Origin of the sequence: Oryzomonas sagensis (genome assembly GCF_008802355.1) — a bacterium.
GTDB lineage: Bacteria > Desulfobacterota > Desulfuromonadia > Geobacterales > Pseudopelobacteraceae > Oryzomonas > Oryzomonas sagensis.
Map to the genome: position 1 here is coordinate 348,913 of NZ_VZRA01000003.1, position 17,530 is coordinate 366,442.

Annotated in this window: 15 protein-coding genes; 14 read left to right on the plus strand and 1 reads right to left on the minus strand. The window is 59.6% G+C overall.

The features are described from left to right. Positions 1 to 4: 4 nt before the first annotated feature. On the plus strand, positions 5 to 838 hold the full coding sequence (locus tag F6V30_RS12435) for a metal ABC transporter permease (RefSeq protein ID WP_151157270.1): 834 nt from the start codon (positions 5 to 7) through the stop codon (positions 836 to 838). Here F6V30_RS12435 and F6V30_RS12440 read toward each other — a convergent pair. Continuing rightward, positions 822 to 1,985: a DJ-1 family glyoxalase III gene (locus tag F6V30_RS12440; RefSeq protein WP_151157271.1), complete on the minus strand. Its 1,164-nt coding sequence runs from the start codon at positions 1,983 to 1,985 to the stop codon at positions 822 to 824. The genes F6V30_RS12435 and F6V30_RS12440 overlap by 17 nt on opposite strands. Before the next feature lie 249 nt (positions 1,986 to 2,234). On the opposite strand from F6V30_RS12440, the gene miaB reads away from it, so the two are divergent. The 13 genes from miaB (at position 2,235) to F6V30_RS12505 (ending at position 17,517) form a co-directional block, all read left to right on the plus strand. Next, positions 2,235 to 3,560: a tRNA (N6-isopentenyl adenosine(37)-C2)-methylthiotransferase MiaB gene (gene miaB, locus F6V30_RS12445; protein ID WP_151157272.1), complete on the plus strand. Its 1,326-nt coding sequence runs from the start codon at positions 2,235 to 2,237 to the stop codon at positions 3,558 to 3,560. A gap of 190 nt (positions 3,561 to 3,750) precedes the next feature. Beyond that, positions 3,751 to 5,427, plus strand: coding sequence for a glutamine--tRNA ligase/YqeY domain fusion protein (locus F6V30_RS12450; RefSeq protein WP_151157273.1), 1,677 nt, complete (start codon positions 3,751 to 3,753; stop codon positions 5,425 to 5,427). 26 nt (positions 5,428 to 5,453) lie between these two features. Further along, a complete protein-coding gene (gene era / locus F6V30_RS12455) occupies positions 5,454 to 6,344 on the plus strand; it encodes a GTPase Era (RefSeq protein ID WP_151157274.1) in 891 nt (296 codons plus the stop codon). Further along, positions 6,341 to 7,696 carry a ribosome biogenesis GTPase Der gene (gene der, locus F6V30_RS12460; protein WP_151157275.1) on the plus strand — a complete coding sequence of 452 codons (1,356 nt, stop codon included), beginning with the start codon at positions 6,341 to 6,343 and terminating at the stop codon, positions 7,694 to 7,696. The genes era and der overlap by 4 nt, the downstream gene beginning before the upstream one ends. A gap of 80 nt (positions 7,697 to 7,776) precedes the next feature. Next, positions 7,777 to 8,844: a response regulator gene (locus F6V30_RS12465; protein WP_151157276.1), complete on the plus strand. Its 1,068-nt coding sequence runs from the start codon at positions 7,777 to 7,779 to the stop codon at positions 8,842 to 8,844. Positions 8,845 to 8,959: 115 nt separating this feature from the next. Then, on the plus strand, positions 8,960 to 9,331 hold the full coding sequence (locus F6V30_RS12470) for a response regulator (RefSeq protein ID WP_275938143.1): 372 nt from the start codon (positions 8,960 to 8,962) through the stop codon (positions 9,329 to 9,331). Positions 9,332 to 9,356: 25 nt separating this feature from the next. Beyond that, complete coding sequence (locus tag F6V30_RS12475; RefSeq protein WP_151157277.1) at positions 9,357 to 11,459, plus strand: chemotaxis protein CheA; 2,103 nt, start codon at positions 9,357 to 9,359, stop codon at positions 11,457 to 11,459. Positions 11,460 to 11,463: 4 nt separating this feature from the next. Continuing rightward, on the plus strand, positions 11,464 to 12,264 hold the full coding sequence (locus tag F6V30_RS12480) for an ExeA family protein (protein ID WP_151157278.1): 801 nt from the start codon (positions 11,464 to 11,466) through the stop codon (positions 12,262 to 12,264). 15 nt (positions 12,265 to 12,279) lie between these two features. Continuing rightward, positions 12,280 to 13,035 carry a chemotaxis protein CheW gene (locus F6V30_RS12485; RefSeq protein WP_151157279.1) on the plus strand — a complete coding sequence of 252 codons (756 nt, stop codon included), beginning with the start codon at positions 12,280 to 12,282 and terminating at the stop codon, positions 13,033 to 13,035. Between the two features lie 73 nt (positions 13,036 to 13,108). Beyond that, entirely contained in the window at positions 13,109 to 13,579 is a 471-nt protein-coding gene (locus F6V30_RS12490; protein WP_151157280.1) for a chemotaxis protein CheW, read from the plus strand. Beyond that, a complete protein-coding gene (locus F6V30_RS12495; protein WP_191965681.1) occupies positions 13,572 to 15,584 on the plus strand; it encodes a HEAT repeat domain-containing protein in 2,013 nt (670 codons plus the stop codon). Before F6V30_RS12490 ends, F6V30_RS12495 begins: the two co-directional genes overlap by 8 nt. A gap of 26 nt (positions 15,585 to 15,610) precedes the next feature. Continuing rightward, positions 15,611 to 16,459, plus strand: coding sequence for a CheR family methyltransferase (locus F6V30_RS12500; RefSeq protein ID WP_151157282.1), 849 nt, complete (start codon positions 15,611 to 15,613; stop codon positions 16,457 to 16,459). After that, positions 16,456 to 17,517 carry a protein-glutamate methylesterase/protein-glutamine glutaminase gene (locus F6V30_RS12505; RefSeq protein ID WP_151157283.1) on the plus strand — a complete coding sequence of 354 codons (1,062 nt, stop codon included), beginning with the start codon at positions 16,456 to 16,458 and terminating at the stop codon, positions 17,515 to 17,517. Before F6V30_RS12500 ends, F6V30_RS12505 begins: the two co-directional genes overlap by 4 nt. Positions 17,518 to 17,530: the final 13 nt, after the last annotated feature.

Genomic DNA, 17,530 nt, shown 5'->3' on the forward strand with positions numbered 1-17,530 from the left:
AACCATGAATTTCATCGAAATACTCTCATACGGTTTCATCCAGCGGGCACTTCTGGCGGGGACGCTGATCGCCGTGCTCTGTTCGGTGCTGGGCGTGTTCCTCGTGCTGCGGCGGCTTTCCCTGATCGGGGACGGCCTGGCCCATGTCACCTTCGGCGGCACCGCCATCGCCCTGTCGCTCAAGCTCTATTCCGCCTCGGCCCTGCTGGTGTCGCTGCCGGTCGTGCTGCTCTCGTCGCTGGGCATCCTCAAGCTGACGGAAAAGGCGCGCCTGAGCGGCGACAGCGCCATCGGCATCGTGTCGGCGCTGGGGATTTCGGCGGGTATCATCCTGGCGAGCGTAGGGGGGGGGTACAACGTTGACCTGCTGAGCTACCTGTTCGGCAATATCCTCTCCATAACCTCCCAGGAGGTGGGCATTGCCGCCGTGCTGTTCTGCGTGGTGGTGCTGCTGTTGTCCCTCTTTTTCAACGACCTGCTCGCCATCGCCTTCGACGAGGAGTTGGCCCGGGTCTCCGGCATACGGACCGCCACCATCAATGCGGTGCTGGTGCTGCTGACGGCCCTGTCGGTGGTCCTGGCGATGAAATTGGTGGGGATCATGCTGATCTCGTCGCTCTTGATCCTGCCGGCGGTATCGGCCCTGCAGCTGGCCCGCAGCTTCAAGTCCTGCGTTGTCCTGGCGGCCCTCCAGGGGGGCTGCTCGGTCGTGGCCGGCATCTTTCTGTCGTTCGCCACCAACCTGCCCACCAGTGCGATGATCGTACTCCTCAATCTAGCCTTTTTCGGCCTGGCCTTCCTTGCCCGGCGCTGCGTGCAGCCTAAAAGTAGTAGCTGAAATCCTTGATTTCAAAAGGTGCTTCGTTCAGGCACTCGATAAAGACGTCCACCAGGAACGGGTCGAATTGGGCCCCCTTCTGTTCTTGCAGCTCCCGGACGGCGGCCTCTTTTTCCTGGGCCGGCCGGTAGGAGCGGACGGAGAGCATGGCATCGAAGGCGTCGGCTATGCTGACGATACGCGCGTGGAGCGGGATCTGCTCACCCTTGAGGCGGGCGGGATAGCCGGTTCCGTCCCAACGCTCGTGATGGTGCAGGATGGTCGGCACGATGTGGCCCAGGCCTTCGATCCCCACGATAAAGAGCGTGCCCTTGAGGGGGTGTTCCCGGATGAGGGTCTCCTCACGCCGGTTGAGGCGTCCCGGCTTGTTGAGCAGATCGTCCTCGGTGCCGAATTTTCCGATATCGTGAAGAATGGCGCCAAGGTACAGGTCGCGCAGTTTGGCCTCGGAAAGTTTCAGTTTGGAGCCGATGCAGAGACAGTATTCGGTAACCCGTTTTGCATGCCCCTGGGTATAGGTGTCCTTCAATTCCAGTGCTCCCACCAGCGCCTGGATGGTACTGTTGAACAGACGTTGATCCCATACCTCGTCATCCATGGCATCGCTGACCAGCATGGCCTTGGCCACATCTTCCGAAGCGTGGTTGCCGGCCAGCCGGGAAACGACGGCCAGGGCAAAGGGGAGCGCCGTGCCCGGCCCCTGGCTGGTGATGAATTTTCCATCGTTCACCACGGCTTTATCGCGGTAGTATGCCCCGCCAAGCCGTTCCCGGTACGCGGGGTAGGAGGTCGCCTGGCGGCCGTTGAGCAGGCCGGCGCTGGCGAGCACGATCGGCGCGGCGCAAATGGCGCCGAGCAGCTTGCCGGCTGCGTGGAAATCCTTGAGCAGTTTGTCTATCCGGATGTCCGAGTTGAGGTTGTCGCTGCCCGGTTGACCACCGGGAAGGATGATCATGTCGAATTCGTCGACTCGGGCGGTATCGATGGTCGTATCGGGTATGACGGCGACCTTGCGGGTGCTGGTCACCGGTCCCGGATGCAGGCCGGCCGTGACGACTTCGATCCCGGCCCTGCGGAGTACGTCGATGATGGTAACGGCTTCAAGCTCTTCAAAGCCTTCGGCTAACGGAATCAGTACCTTTGGCATGCTCTCTCTCCCTGGTGAAGTGCTGGATTCGGATGCAATAGTAGCGAAGATGTCATAAAACTTAAACATAATTCCATGGGTGACAGGCTGTATACCGTCTGGCTGGTGGGGCGGCATTCCGCCAAAGGCCATGCCCTGCATGAACGGCAGCATGGATGTGGTGGTGTGCAGCCCCGGCCCGGAACAGCGTCAATTTCCCAATTTAATTGACTTTGCAGGTATGAATTGCGTATAAACGATCACTTAACCATGAACGAAAAACATCTCTTTATTGAAACCTTCGGCTGCCAGATGAATGTGAACGATTCCGAGCGGATCGTCACCATGCTGGCCGATTTGGGGTATAGACCGACGACGGTGCCGGCGGATGCGGACATGATCCTGCTCAATACCTGCAGTGTCCGGGGTGGGGCGGAAGAAAAGGTCTACAAGCGCCTCAGTCATTTCCGCAGCCTGAAAAAAGCGCACAGCGGCCTTATTTTGGGGGTCGGCGGCTGTGTGGCCCAGCAGGAGGGGGACCACCTCTTGCAAAAGTTTCCCTTTCTGGATCTGGTGTTCGGCACCCATAACCTGCACCTGCTCCCCGACATGGTGCGGGGCGCGGAAAAGGGCGAGCGGCGTTGCGAGACGGCTTTTATCGATAACGACCAGCGTCTCGACCTGTTCCCCCCGGTCAAGGGGGCGAGCCGCTTGAGCCGCTTCGTGACCGTCATGCAGGGGTGCGACAATTTCTGCTCCTACTGTATCGTGCCCTATGTCCGGGGCCGTGAAATCAGCCGACGCGCGGCCGATATCCTTGACGAGGTCAGGCAGCTCGCCGCAGAGGGCGTTCAGGAGGTGGTGCTGCTCGGCCAGAATGTCAACTCATACGGCCTCAAGAGCGCCAACGAGCCGACTTTTGCCCAATTGATCAGGCAGGTCGCCGGGGTGGAGGGCATTCGCCGGGTCCGTTTTACCACCTCCCATCCCAAGGATATGTCCGATGAACTGATCGCCTGTTTTGCGGATGTGCCCAAGCTGTGCGGCCAGGTTCATCTGCCGGCCCAGTCGGGCAGCGACGTGGTGCTGTCCCGCATGAACCGGGGCTATTCCCGCGCGGCTTACCTGGACAGGATTCGCGCCCTCAAGGCGGCCCGGCCGGGCATCGCCATCACCGGCGACATGATCGTCGGCTTTCCCGGCGAGAGCGAGGCGGATTTCGAGCAGACCCTGACCCTGATGGAAGAGGTTCGCTACGCCGACCTCTTTTTGTTTGTCTATTCGGCGCGCCCCGGCACCAAGGCCGCGGAACTGCCCGAGGAACTCTCCCGCGAGCAAAAGGTAGAGCGCCTGGAGCGCCTGCTGGGGCTGCAACGGCGCATCACCCTTGAGATCAACAGGTCGTATCTCGGCACGCTCCAGGAACTTCTGGTAGAAGGGGAAGGGAAGCGGCCCGGCCAGGTGTCCGGCAAGGCGGAGAGCGGCAGGATCGTCAATTTCCCGGGGGATCCCGCCCTGATCGGAAGCTTCGTCACGGTGCGCATCGTGGCGGCCTACCAGAATTCGTTGCTGGGGGAACTAGCGCAAAACCCGTAACCATAAATCCGCCACAGAGACCCGGAACACGGGGGAAAGACCAAAAGCAGGAATGAACGGGATAACGATTTTTTTGATTTTCCAAAACAGTTTTACGATGTTATTCTGTTTGTCCCGGTAAAACGTCTATGAATTTCTCCGCGCCTCTGTGTCCCTGTGGCAGAAGTCATTTTGAATTTGAGAGGCAATCATGTCCACCGAATCGACACCAACACCCGTAGCCAACAATTTTCTGCGTACCATCATCGAGGACGACCTGAAAAGCGGCAAGCACACGGCCATTGTCACCCGCTTCCCGCCGGAGCCCAACGGTTACCTGCATATCGGCCATGCCAAGTCCATCTGCATCAACTTCGGGTTGGCGCGGGATTTCGGCGGCTGCTGCCATCTGCGTTTCGACGACACCAACCCTGCCAAGGAGGAGATGGAGTACATCGAGTCCATCAAGGAGAGTGTCCGCTGGCTCGGCTTTGACTGGGGCACGCATATGTACTGCGCCTCGGAATATTTCGAGCAGCTCTACCAATGGGCCGAGTACCTGATACAGCAGGGCAAGGCCTATGTGGAGGATCTCTCCGCCGATGAGATGCGCTCCTATCGCGGCACCCTGACCGAACCGGGCAAGGAGAGCCCCTGGCGCAATCGCTCCGTGGACGAGAACCTCGACCTGTTCCGCCGCATGCGGGCCGGCGAATTCGCCGACGGGTCCAAGGTGCTCCGGGCGAAGATCGACATGGCCTCTCCCAACATCAACCTGCGCGACCCGGTGCTGTACCGTATCATTCACGCCACCCATCCCCACGTGGGCGACGCTTGGTGCATCTATCCCATGTACGACTTTACCCATGGGCAATCCGATGCCATTGAAGGGATCACCCACTCCATCTGCACCCTGGAGTTCGAGGACCACAAGCCGCTGTACGAGTGGTTCCTGGACAACCTGCCGGTGCCGAGCCGCCCGCGGCAGTACGAGTTTGCCCGGCTCAATCTGACCTATGCGGTGATGAGCAAGCGCAAGCTCCACGAACTGGTCAATCTGGGGATCGTCAGCGGCTGGGATGACCCGCGCATGCCGACCCTGATGGGCATCAGGCGGCGCGGCTATACGCCCGAGGCTGTTCGGGCCTTCTGCGAAATGATCGGGGTGGGGCGCAGCGATTCCTGGATCGATATGTCCATCCTGGAGGAATGCGTCCGCGCCGACCTGAACGAGCGCGCCCCCCGCGCCATGGCGGTGCTCAGGCCACTCAAGGTCGTGGTTGATAACTATCCCGAGGGGCAGACCGAGGAGTTCGAGGCCCCCAATCATCCCCAGAAACCGGAAATGGGGAGCCACCAGGTCACCTTTTCCCGTGAGCTGTTCATCGAACAGGACGACTTCATGGAGGAGCCGCCCAAAGGGTTCTTCCGCATGACCCCCGGTTCCGAGGTGCGCCTCCGTTACGCCTATATCGTGCGCTGCACCGGTGTGGTCAAGGACGAGAACGACGCCATCGTCGAGGTGCATTGCGAATACGATCCCGCATCGAGGGGCGGCTCTGCCGCCGATGGCAGGAAGATCAAGGGCACCATCCACTGGGTTTCCCTGGCCCATGCCATCGATGCCGAGGTGCGCCTGTTCGACCGCCTCTTCAGCGACCCGAATCCCGACCGGGGCGGGGCAGACTACAAGCAGTTTCTCAATCCGCTCTCCGTTGAGGTCATAGGGACCGCCAAACTGGAGAAGAGCCTGGCCGATGCCGACCCGGAGACCCGTTTCCAGTTCGAGCGCCAGGGGTATTTCCGTCCGGACCCTGTGGATGCGCAACCGGGAAAACCGGTGTTCAATCGGATCGTCACCCTCAGGGATGCCTGGACTAAAAAGTGATACATGAAAGAGTGTGATCCAATTATATGAAAAACAAAGAATTTAAATCGGGATTCGTCTCTATTGTCGGCCGCCCGAATGTGGGCAAGTCCACGCTGTTGAACCGCATCCTCGGTGAGAAGATCGTGGCGGTCTCGGATAAGCCGCAAACGACCCGCACCGTTATTCGCGGCATCGTCTCCGATGAGGCGAGCCAGATCGTGTTCGTGGACACGCCCGGCATCCACGCCGCCAAAAGCCGCATGAACCGGGCCATGGTGGATGCGGCCTACGGGGCCATTTCCGGCATCGACCTGCTCCTCTTGGTGGTGGACGCCACGGCGCCGCGGGACGACGCCTTTGTGCGGGAGGTCGCGACCAAGGCTGGCGCTCCGGTCTTCCTGGTCCTGAATAAGGTCGATCTGGTCGAGCCCAAGGAGCGGCTTCTGGCGCTGATCGCCTCTGTTTCGCGCCTGCACCCCTTTGCCGAGGTGGTGCCGATCTCGGCCCAGACCGGCGGCAACGTGGAGCGCTTGGTGGAGGTGATCCGCGGACGCCTCCCCGAAGGGCCGGCCTATTTCCCCGACGATATCCTCACCGACCAGCCGGAAAAGGTGATCTGCGCCGAACTGGTGCGGGAGAAGATCTTTCGTTTGACCGGCGAAGAAGTTCCCTATGCTACGGCTGTTATGGTCGATTCCTTCAAGGAACGGGAGAATGGTGTGATCGCCATCAGTGCCACCATCCTGGTGGAACGGGAAGGGCAGAAGGGGATCATCATCGGCAAAAAGGGGGCCATGCTCAAAAAGATCGGCCAGGCGGCCCGCGGCGATATTGAGCGCCTGCTGGGGACCCGGGTCTTTCTGGAACTGTTCGTCAAGGTGCAGGAGCGTTGGACCGAACGGACGGCCGTTCTGAGGGAGTTGGGATACGAATGAAACCTATTGTCGCCATAGTCGGCCGCCCCAACGTGGGCAAGTCCACCCTGTTCAACCGCCTGCTGGGCCATCGCCGCGCCATCGTGGACGATCTGCCCGGCGTAACCCGCGACCGCAACTACGCCACCATCACCCGATTCGACAAGCCGTTCATCCTGATCGATACCGGCGGATTCGAACCGGTGACCGAGGACCGCTTGTTGCAGCAGATGCGGGAACAATCCCGTCTGGCAATGGAAGAGGCCGATGTCATCATCTTCATGATGGATGCCAGGAGCGGGCTGACCCCCGCCGATATCGAAGTGGCCACGATGCTGCGCCGCGTTAAGAAGCCGATCTTCTACGTGGTCAACAAGGTGGACGGCGAGAAGCTGGAGAATGAGTCGGCCGAGTTCTACTCCCTGGGGATCGAGCGCCTCCATACCATATCGGCCGAACATAATCGGGGCATCATCGACCTGATGGAGGAGTTGCTGGATGTCTTTCCCGAGGCGGATGCCGGCATACCCGATGACGAGATCACCCGGATTGCCGTGGTGGGGCGTCCCAATGTGGGCAAATCGTCCCTGGTCAACCGGCTGCTCGGTTTCGAGCGGATGGTGGCCAATCCGACGGCCGGTACGACCCGCGATTCGGTGGATACCCTCTTCACCTGCAACAAAAAGAATTACCTGCTGATCGATACCGCCGGTATCCGCCGCAAGGGCAAGACCACTGAAAAACTGGAAAAATACAGCGTGGTGGACTCCCTGCGCAGCATCGAGCGGGCCGACGTCGTTCTGGTCGTCCTCGATGCCGAGGAGGGGGTGACGGAGCAGGATGAGCGCATCGCCGGTTATGTGCACGAGGCGGGCAGGGGATGCGTCTTTGTGGTCAACAAGTGGGATACCCTGGAAAAAGACAACAGCACCCTGGGGGTCTATGTGGACAAGGTCAGGACCGGCTTCAAGTACCTGGCCTATGCCCCGATCGTCTTCGTATCCGCCAAGACCGGCCAGCGCATCGGCAAGATCATGACCACCGTGGATGAGGTCATGGGGCAGTACATACACCGGGTGACGACCTCGGACTTGAACCGGGTCTTTTCCGAGGCTACGGATACTCACCATGCGCCTTTGGCCCATGGTCGCCGCGTAAAGTTCTACTTTGCCACCCAGGTCGCTACCCGTCCACCTTCCTTTGTCATCTTTACCAATCAGCCGGACAGCATTCATTTTTCCTATGAACGCTATCTGGTCAACCGCTTCAGGGAAGCCTTTGGTTTCGACGGCGTGCCGATCCGGCTTATCTTCAGAGGACGCGAAAAAAACGGCGCTGCCCGCCACCCCCTGGCCAAGCGTGAGCGGCATTGATAAAGGCTTTACTTGCCAATATCGATGGTTTACAATTCAGTCCATTTTTTGCATCACCACACAGGTAGGGGCATTTCCGTATGAGTCTTGTCGGAAACCTTGAAGAGCTTGGACTGGGCGAGATTCTGCAACTGATCAGCCTCAGTCGGAAGACCGGGGTGCTTTCCCTCCGCAGCGGGGGGCGTGAAGGAACGATCGTCTTCAGGCATGGGCTGGTGGTAAAGGCGCTCTCGTCCGCCTCAAGGATGGGGCTGGGGGAATTGCTTGTCCAGAGGGGCGTCATAGACCATGATACCCTCGACAAGGCCTTGGAACTCCAGAAGGAACGGGGCTTCAGCGAACACCTGGGAATAATCCTGACCAAACGTTTCTCTGTGGTCCACGAAACCATTGAAGAGGTCGTCCGCGAACAGATCGAACAGCTTGTCCTGTCACTTTTCACCTGGCTTGAGGGAACGTTCGATTTTGAGCCTCAGGATAATATCGAGGCCATTGACGAGGGTATTGTCGACCCGCTGCAGTTCATGCTTTCCAAGGGGCTTAACCCGCAGTTTCTGGCCATGGAAGGGACCCAAGTCGCCCAGGCCGCCAGCGAGAGCCGCGCCGCCGTCGAAGCGGGCCACGATAGCGGCGGCACCGATGAGGCGGAAATCTCCTTCAACCTATCCGATGTGGTCCACACGCCGGAGACCATACCCGAAGAGGCAATCGCCCGCCCGTTGGTGATTGTCGACGATGACGGCACGACATTAAAGACACTGGCGGAATTGCTGCGGGAAAACGGCTACGAAGTCCATGCCATGACCAGCAGCGAGGATACGCTGATCAGGGTCGATAATCTCTATCGCGGCGGCGGGTATCCCCTTGTTCTCGTGGATCTGATCATGCCCCGGATGGACGGTTCGGGGGTCCTCGGCGGGATTGAGCTGCTGGAACTTCTCCACAACAATTTCACGGACATCCCCATAGTGGTGATGACCGACTACCATCACGCGGAAGCGGAAAAGAGGGTCAGCGACATGGGCTACCGCTGCGTGATGAAACCCCACCGCGCCGAATGTTCTTCACCTGAAAGCCTGCGGGCATTTCTGCCGTCGCTTCTGGAAGCGTTGCAACGCTCGGAAGCGGGTGAAGCGGCACGGGTATGATGCCGCAGTTTTGTGGCGCACGAGGGGATATCGTATCGACTATGGTGAAGAGCTTTAATGAACCAATCACGTGTGGCGCTGAGGTATGATGCTTGTGGGTACGACAGGTGAAGCGGTGAACAGAAAGACAATACTCATTACGGACGACTCCACGGCGCTTCGGGCCATGCTGGTGTCCATCATCGAATCTCTGGGCGATTTCCGCATCGTAGAGGCTGCCAATGGTTTCGAGGCCCTGCGCCTTCTGCCGCGGGAACACGTCGACCTGATCTTCACGGACATCAATATGCCTGATATCAACGGTCTGGAACTGCTCAGCTATCTGCGCAACAACCCCAATTACGAGCACATACCGGTCATCATCATCTCCACGGAAGGAAGCCAGGGCGATATAGAAAAAGGCAGATTGCTCGGCGCCAATGAATATGTCGTCAAACCGTTGGATTGCTCTGACCTGAAGCATATCATCGTGAAATATCTGGGATGATCACCTGAGATGACGGACACCCTCCATGGCTGACAACAATAACCCCCTTATAAGCAAAGCCGTACGGGACTTTCTGGCCGAAGCCGAGGAAATTGTCGAGCACCTCGGTTCCGAACTGGCCGATCTCGCCGATGTGGCCGACAATGGCGATGTGGACCCCGACCTGCTGAATGCCATCTTCCGGGGAGCTCACTCCCTGAAGGGGTTGGCCGGCATGTTCGGCTTTGCGGACATTTCCGAATTGTCCCACAATATGGAGAATCTTCTGGACTGGCTTCGGCTCGGCAAGCTCAAGCTCGATGCCGGAGTGATCGGAGTATTGCTCGAAGCCCACGATGTTCTGCTTTCCCTCGTGCGGAGCCTGCCCGAAGGGGAGGGGGGGGGCGAGCCTGACGGAAAGATCTCGGCCTGCACGGCCAGGATCAATGCCTGCCTGGAAGAACCGAACCGCGATGCGGCGCAGGCTTCGCCCCTGGAGGCCCTGGGGCTTTCCGAGCAGGTGTTGAAATCCCTCACGGAATATGAGGAACATCGCCTGTTGGAGAATCTCTCCAAGGGCAAGAACATCTACCGTGTCCATGCCTCCCTCGAACTGGCGACCTTTGATCAGGACCTGGCGGCGATTTCCGACGCGATCAAGACCTGCGGCGAGATTATCAGTACCCTGCCCAGCATGAGCAGCAACATGGAAACCAACATCGATTTCGATATCCTGGCCGGTTCCGCTCATGCCTTGGAAGAATTTGCGCCGGCCGTCCGGCACGACAGTGTGACCGTGGCGCTCTTGAACGGCGATCCGGAACAGCCGGCCGCTGGTGCGGCCACCGCTCCCCCAAAAAACGGGAACGAAGAACCGGCAAACCTTCCCGCGCCCCCGGACGCTCTGCCGGCCCCTGCCCCGGCAAGCCCGGCCGCCGGGACGCCCCCCCTGTCCGCCAAGAGCATCAGCCGCACGGTCCGTGTGGATATCGGCAAGCTTGACGAGTTGATGAACATCGTCGGCGAGCTTGTCCTGGCCCACTCCTCCATTGCCGCCTTGGCGGAGCGGTTGCGGAACGAGCGTTTTTCCCGGGTAGCCGTCGAGCTCGGCAAGTCCGCCAAGGTGCTGGAGCGCAAGTTGACCGACCTACAGAAAGGGGTCATGGATATTCGCATGATCCCGGTAGGACAACTCTACGAGAAGATGTCCCGCATTGTCCGCACCATTTCCCGCGAACAGGGCAAAAAGGTTGAACTGCTCTTCTACGGGGCGGATACGGAACTGGACAAACTGATCGTGGAGGATATCTCCGACCCGATGATGCACATCATCAGAAACGCCATCGACCACGGCATCGAGAGCCCGGAAAAGCGGCTGGCGGCCGGCAAGCCTGAAAAGGGCGTCATAAAAATTTCCTCGTTCCAGAAGGGAAACCACGTTGTTATCGAGGTGGAGGACGATGGCGGCGGGATCGATATCGACAAGGTCAAGGACCGGGCGCTCCAGAAGGGCTTTGTGCAGGATCTGGGCGCCGTTTCCGACAAGGACGCGCTCGATTTCATCTTCCTTCCCGGCTTTTCCACCACCGACCAGGTGAGTGAGGTCTCGGGACGCGGTGTCGGTATGGACGTGGTCAGAAACAATATCGCCGCTATTTCGGGCATGGTCGATATTGAGACCACGAAAGGGCGGGGTACCCGCTTCATCATCACCCTGCCGATCACCCTGGCCATCATCAAGTCCCTGATCATCTCCTGTGCCGGCAGAACCTACGCCTTGCCGGTGACCTCGGTGCTGGAATCGCTGCTTTTGACCGGCGGTGATATCAAGACCGTGGAGCGCCGTGAAGTCACGCAACTGCGTGATACGACCCTGCCGCTTCTCCGGCTGGAGGAGTTCCTCTGTCTGAACCGCCGGTCGGACCGCCCCGAGGAGTTCTATGTCGTGGTGGTCGGCGTAGCCGAAAAGCGGCTGGGCGTCGTGGTGGACGAACTGCTTGGCCAGCAGGACATCGTGATCAAGTCCTTGGGCGATGGCTTCAGGCGGTTTCCCGGCATCGCCGGAGCGGCCGATCTCGGGGATCAGCGCACGATCCTGGTACTGGATGTGGGCGGCATGGTCAACGATACCTTGAGATCCGGGAGCTGAGGCCATGTATAAAGCCTTTTTCGGATTCCGGGAGAAGCCGTTCAGCAAGACCCCCGACCCTCGTTTTCTTTTTCTCAGCGCGGGGCATGAAGAGGCCTTGGCCCGCCTGGAGTTTGTGCTGGAGGAACGGGAAATAGCCGTCCTTACCGGCGAGATCGGTTGCGGCAAGACAACGCTCTCCCGGGCGCTTATGGACCGGCTTGGTGATGGCTACCGCTTCTGTTACATCGTCAATCCGCGCCTGACGGGACTGGAATTCCTGCGGACCACGGCCCGCCTGCTCGATATCGAGGAGCCGGCGGCGCTCAAGGACGAATTGCTTGAGCAGATCAATACGGTCGTCTACGACAGCTACCAGAAGGGGATTTGCCCGGTCATCGTGGTCGATGAAGCCCAGATGATCTCCGATGCGGAGGTGTTTGACGAGATCCGCCTGCTGACCAATTTCCAGCTGGATGACCGCAATCTGCTCGCGGTGATCATCATGGGGCAGCCGGAATTGCGTCCCATGCTGGCTTCGTCCCGGTTCGAGCCCCTGCGGCAGCGGATCGCCCTCAATTACCATCTGGAGCCGCTTACGCTGGAAGAAACCATGGAATATCTCGATTTCAGGCTTGAAAAGGCCGGCGGTATGCCCGGTTTATTCACCCCCGACGCTGTCCAGAAGATATTCGAGATTACCGGCGGCGTCCCGCGCAAGATCAACTCCATTGCAACCAATGCCCTGTTGGTCGCCTACGGCAACGACGCAGCCCTGATCGATTCGACGGTCATCGATGAAATTAAAGACGAACTGATGATGTAGAAGGATTCCAACCGCATGAACCTGGCAAAGATTCGGCAAAAAGTCCAAAACAGAGAGGCCCGGGAGCGGACTGTCGAAGCGGAGCGCATCAGTCTGGACGCGCCGCCGTTGGAGGCGCCTTCACTCCAGGTCGCCGCCGCCCCTTCTCCCGTTGCCGCTGATGATCGCCCGTCCGTTGCCGATACGGCGGTCGCAGTGATTCCTGAAAGCCGGCAAAACCCCTTGCCGAGGCGGGCCAGGAATATCGATCCTCTCGACATCATCCTCGCGGGGCGGGCAGCGGCCGGATGCGACGACGACCTGCCGCTGGCGTCCGAAGGCCAGGTGGTCGCCGAGGTATCGGAGTACGAGGAAATACTCTGTTTCCGGATATCGGACGAGATATACGGCATCAACATCATGGAACTCAAGGAGATCATCAAACCCCGTGAGACGACCGAGGTCCCCCGTGCCCCGCTGTTTATCATGGGGGTGATTTCCCTGCGCGGCGTCATCATTCCCATATTCAACATGCGTGAACGCCTTGGCCTCCCTCTGGGGGACCGCACCGGCCGGGAACGTATTGTGATCGCGAAGCGCAACGAAGGGTTCGCCGGCCTGTTGGTGGACGAGGTTATTCAGGTCGTGCGTATCGGGAAAGAGGAACGCGAACCCGCTCCAGCCGTTCTTGAGGGGATTGACCGGGATTTTGTCTGCGGCATCGGCCGCACCGGAACCATGATGATCATTCTGCTCAATGTGGCAAGCATTACCGATATCAACCTCTGCTGAAGCACGCCGGTCCCGGCCCTGCCGGCCGCTGTTCACCACTATGGCTGTTTGAACGGAGCCGCACGAATAGATTATGAAAACAGATCTGCAGAACATAGAGTTGGCGTGTTTCAGCCTGGGTAACAGGCTCTTTGCGGTGGATATCATGCGCATCAAAGAGATCATCCTGCCCCAGAAGCTTTCCGGTCTGCCCCGGGAGTCGGACCTGCTGGAAGGGGTCATCAACCTGCGCGGCGAATTGATTCCGGTCATGGACATGCGGAATCGTTTCGGCATGCCGAAAGCCGATGAGCGCGAGCGCGTCCCGGGCCGACTCCTGATCGTCTCGCTTCAGGGACAGATGCTGGCTCTGGCGGTGGATAACGTCCAGGAGGTCATCACCGTTCCGGCGGGCGAGATCAAACCCGCTCCCGATATCACCGAAGGAATCGGCATGGAATACGTTTTGGGGATGTGCCTTTCACATGAGCAGATGTTCATGATCCTGGACATCGACTCCCTGCTTGCCCCCTCTGATATGCGCCTGGAGTCGCTTCGTGGATAATCGGGAAGATATACGCACCGCCCTCAAATCAGCCGACGAAGAACTGCGGCGCGCGGTCATCGATTCCCTGCGCGGCAGGAACCTGGAGGATGTGGGCGAGTTTGTTTTTACCGCCATGGGCGATGGCAGCTGGCGGGTGCGCAAGGAAGCGGTCAATGTGTTTGTGGCGGCAGAGCCCTCCGGCCATTTTATCGCCGAACTGCTGGAACTGTTGCGCGATGAGGGCAATGCCGGGCTGAGAAATTCCGCTGCCGAGGCTATTGTCTTGCTTGGGGCGCGGGCGGCCCTCCAGTTGAAAACCCTTGCCGCCGACCCCGATGCCGGCGTGCGGAAGTTCGTGGTCGATGTCATGGGGGGGATCGGGGACGTCGAGTTCATCCCGGTGCTGCTGGCCGCCCTCTATGACTCCGATGTGAACGTTTCCGCCGCCGCAGCCGAACATCTGGGCACCATCGGCGACGCCGGGGTGGTGCCGGAACTGCTCGCGGCAATCGCCGCGAATGAAAACGCCTTCTTTCGTTTCAGCGTCCTGTCCGCCCTGGGAAAACTCGGGACCCCGGGGCCGGTGCCGGAGGAGATCAAGAAGCTTGTCGGGCAGGATATCTTCAGCAAGGTGCTCTATGACTGCCTCGGGAGCATCGGTGACCATACGGCCGCACCCATTCTCCTGGAGGGCTTTCTCTCCAGCCAGAAGAGCGCCCGTTGCGCTGCCGTCAAGGCCTTCAACCGTATCCTGCTCCGTTCCGGCGCCATGGAACGTCAGCGACTCCAGGGGGCAGTGCGCCGCCTGTCGGGCGGCGAGGTCGTGCCGGCTTTCATGGAACTGCTGGAGGTGGAAGGGCATGATACCGCCCTGGCGGAAGCGGTAACGAACCTGCTGGGGGTTATCGGCGACCCGCGCGCCGCTGTGCCTCTTTTGGCGGCATATCTCACCGAACGGCTTTCGAGTTTGGCGCTCAACGCCCTTTCGGCTTTAGGCCCCGCCGGCATGGATACGTTGCGGGAAATCTATCCCAACGCCGACGAAAAGGTGTGCGGCGCCATCTGTACGCTGTTTGGGGAATTGGGCTACCCCGGGGGAGACGACCTGATTCGCAGCGCCTTGCGCAGCCCCTCGCCGCTGGTGCGCAGGTCCGCGGTACAGGCCGCCGGCCGGCGGGGACTATCGGACTGCATCCCGGAGATCATCGGGCTGCTCGAAGAGGCGGACGATGGCTTCTGCGGCGCCATCATCTCCTGCCTTCAACTCCTGGCCCAAAAGGACAGCAACCCCGTCAGGGCGGTTGCGCGCCAATTGGCCGATTCCGAGCAGCCACAGCGCCGCCGCGACGCGGCCTCGCTCTTTGCCGCCCTGCGTGACGGCGACTACCTGTCGCGGCTCGTCAAGGACGAGGATCCCTCCGTGCGGCAGACCTCGGCGGCTGCCATTGGGAAGCTCCATATTCCCTCCCTGCAGGGGGTGTTGCAGATTGCCCTGGTGGACGAGACCCCGGAGGTGCGCATGGTGGCGGCCGAGGCCTTGGGTGAATCGGGGAACGCCGCTGCCCTCGAGCCTTTGAGGCTGGCCCTGCGCGATGACGACTCCCGGGTGCAGTGCGCGGCCCTGAAAAGCATGACCCGCCTGGAACCGGCGGCTATTCTCGACGTGATCGAACCCCTGCTTCCCGCTGCCGGCGGTCTGCTCATGATCACCTGCCTTGAAGTGCTGGAGTCGTTAGGGGATGCCGCCGCCCTGGACCTGGTGGAGACGGTCCTGGATAACAGGGATGAAGAATTGGTCATATTGGCGTTCAACATCCTTGCCCGTCACGACAAGGACCGAATCCTGCGGAATGCCGAGCGGCTTTTTGCCCATCACCATGCCGGCATCAGGTATGACACGGCGGTGACTCTGGCGGGACTTGCCGGCCAACGGCCCCGGGCCGTTCTGAAAAACGCCCTCAGGAATGAAGGGAACAATCTGGTCAGGGACCTGATGAAACGTCTGTTGAAAGGGGGCGCATGACTTTATCCCTGGATACAGGACAGCCCATGTCCGATGATGAGTTCCGGGTCATACGGGACAGTATTTACAGCCATTGCGGCATTTTTTTCGACGACGACTCAAAATACCTTCTGGAGAAGCGTCTTGCCCGCCGCCTGACCGCCCTGAGCCTGAATAATTTCCGCGAATATTATCACTTTTTGAAATACGACCGGAATAAAGACCAGGAAATGATGGACATCATGGATGTCCTTACGACCAACGAAACCTATTTCTTTCGGGAATCGTTCCAGCTTTCCGCTTTCACGGATGAAGTCGTTCCGGAACTCATCAGCGTAAAGTCGGCTCGGGGGGACCGAACGTTGCGCATCTGGAGCGCAGGCTGTTCAACGGGAGAAGAACCCTACACCATCGCCATGCTGCTGCGGGACATGCCCCGTTTGCGGGGGTGGAAGATCGAGATCATCGGCACCGACATCAGCCAGCGGGTCCTTCAGCACGCCCGGCGCGGAGTCTACACGAAATCGTCGTTTAGGGCGACCGAAGAACGCTATATCAAACGTTTCTTTTACGAATATGACGGCGGGCTCAAGGTGACGGACGATATCCGGGAAATGGTCACCATCAGCCATCTCAACCTCTTCGACAAGATCCGCATGATGATGCTCGGCAAGATGGATCTCATCTTCTGCCGCAATGTGATCATCTATTTCGATCTGGCGGCCAAGAAGAGAGTCGTCGAAGAGTTTCACCGCTCCCTCCATGACGGAGGTTTCCTGCTTCTGGGGCATTCCGAGTCGCTGATGAACGTCACCACGCTTTTTACGCTGCGCCACTTCAAGAATGATATGATCTATCAGAAGCCGGAGCGCTCTGCACTGGGAGACGATTTATGAGAAGGCTCAAGGTGCTTGTCGTAGACGATTCCGCCTTCAGCAGACGCACCATCACCAAGATGCTCGAGGGACTTGAGTGTGTCGAAGTGGTCGGCTACGCCACCAATGGCGAGGAGGGGATCCACAAGGTGGCAACCCTTAAGCCGGACCTCGTCACCCTTGACCTTGAGATGCCGAAAATGGACGGATTTACGCTGCTGCGCATCCTGACGGTCCGCTATTCGACCCCGGTGATTATCGTGAGCGCCCTGAGCAGTGCAGACAAGGTGTTCAAGGCCTTGGAGCTGGGCGCCCTGGATTTCGTGGCAAAGCCTTCCAGCGGGGCCTCCAACGATCTGCTGCTCATCAGGGAAGACCTTCAGCAGAAGGTGCTCCAGTTTGTCAATCAGGGCTTGCCGCGGTTAAAGCAGCCACCGTTGCCGTCCCATGAAAGGGGGCGGGGAGATGCGGGCGCGGCGAAGCCCGGCGTTGTTGGCCAATCGCCCTTCGATCTTGTCGCCATCGGTGCCTCAACCGGCGGGCCGCCGGCGCTGCAATTTTTCTTCTCCGCATTCGAGAGGGCATACCCCTTTGCCGTCGTGGTGGCCCAGCATATGCCGTCAGGGTTCACCCACGCCTTTGCCGAGCGCTTGAACCGCGCCTCCCTGTTCGAGATAAAGGAGGCGGTAGATGGCGATTTGGTGCTGCCGGGCAGGGTGCTGATAGCCCCCGGAGGTTCGAACCTCGTGTTGGAACTGCACAACGGGCGGGCGGTTGCGCGGGTCGTCCCTCCCACGAGTGCCGACCGTTATGTGCCGTCGGTGGACGTCATGTTGGAATCCTGTGCCGATATCTACAAAAAGCGCATGATTGCCGTCATCCTGACCGGCATGGGAAATGACGGCACCAAGGGCGTTCGCAAAGTCAAAGGCCAGGGCGGCTTTGTGATCGCCGAATCCGATGAAACGGCCGTTGTCTACGGGATGCCGCGCGAAGCCGTAGCGACCGGCCTTGTGGACAGGGTTGTCCCCATGCAATGCGTGCACCGGGAAATCCTGGCCAAAGGCCCATTTACCTAATCTCGTATCGCCG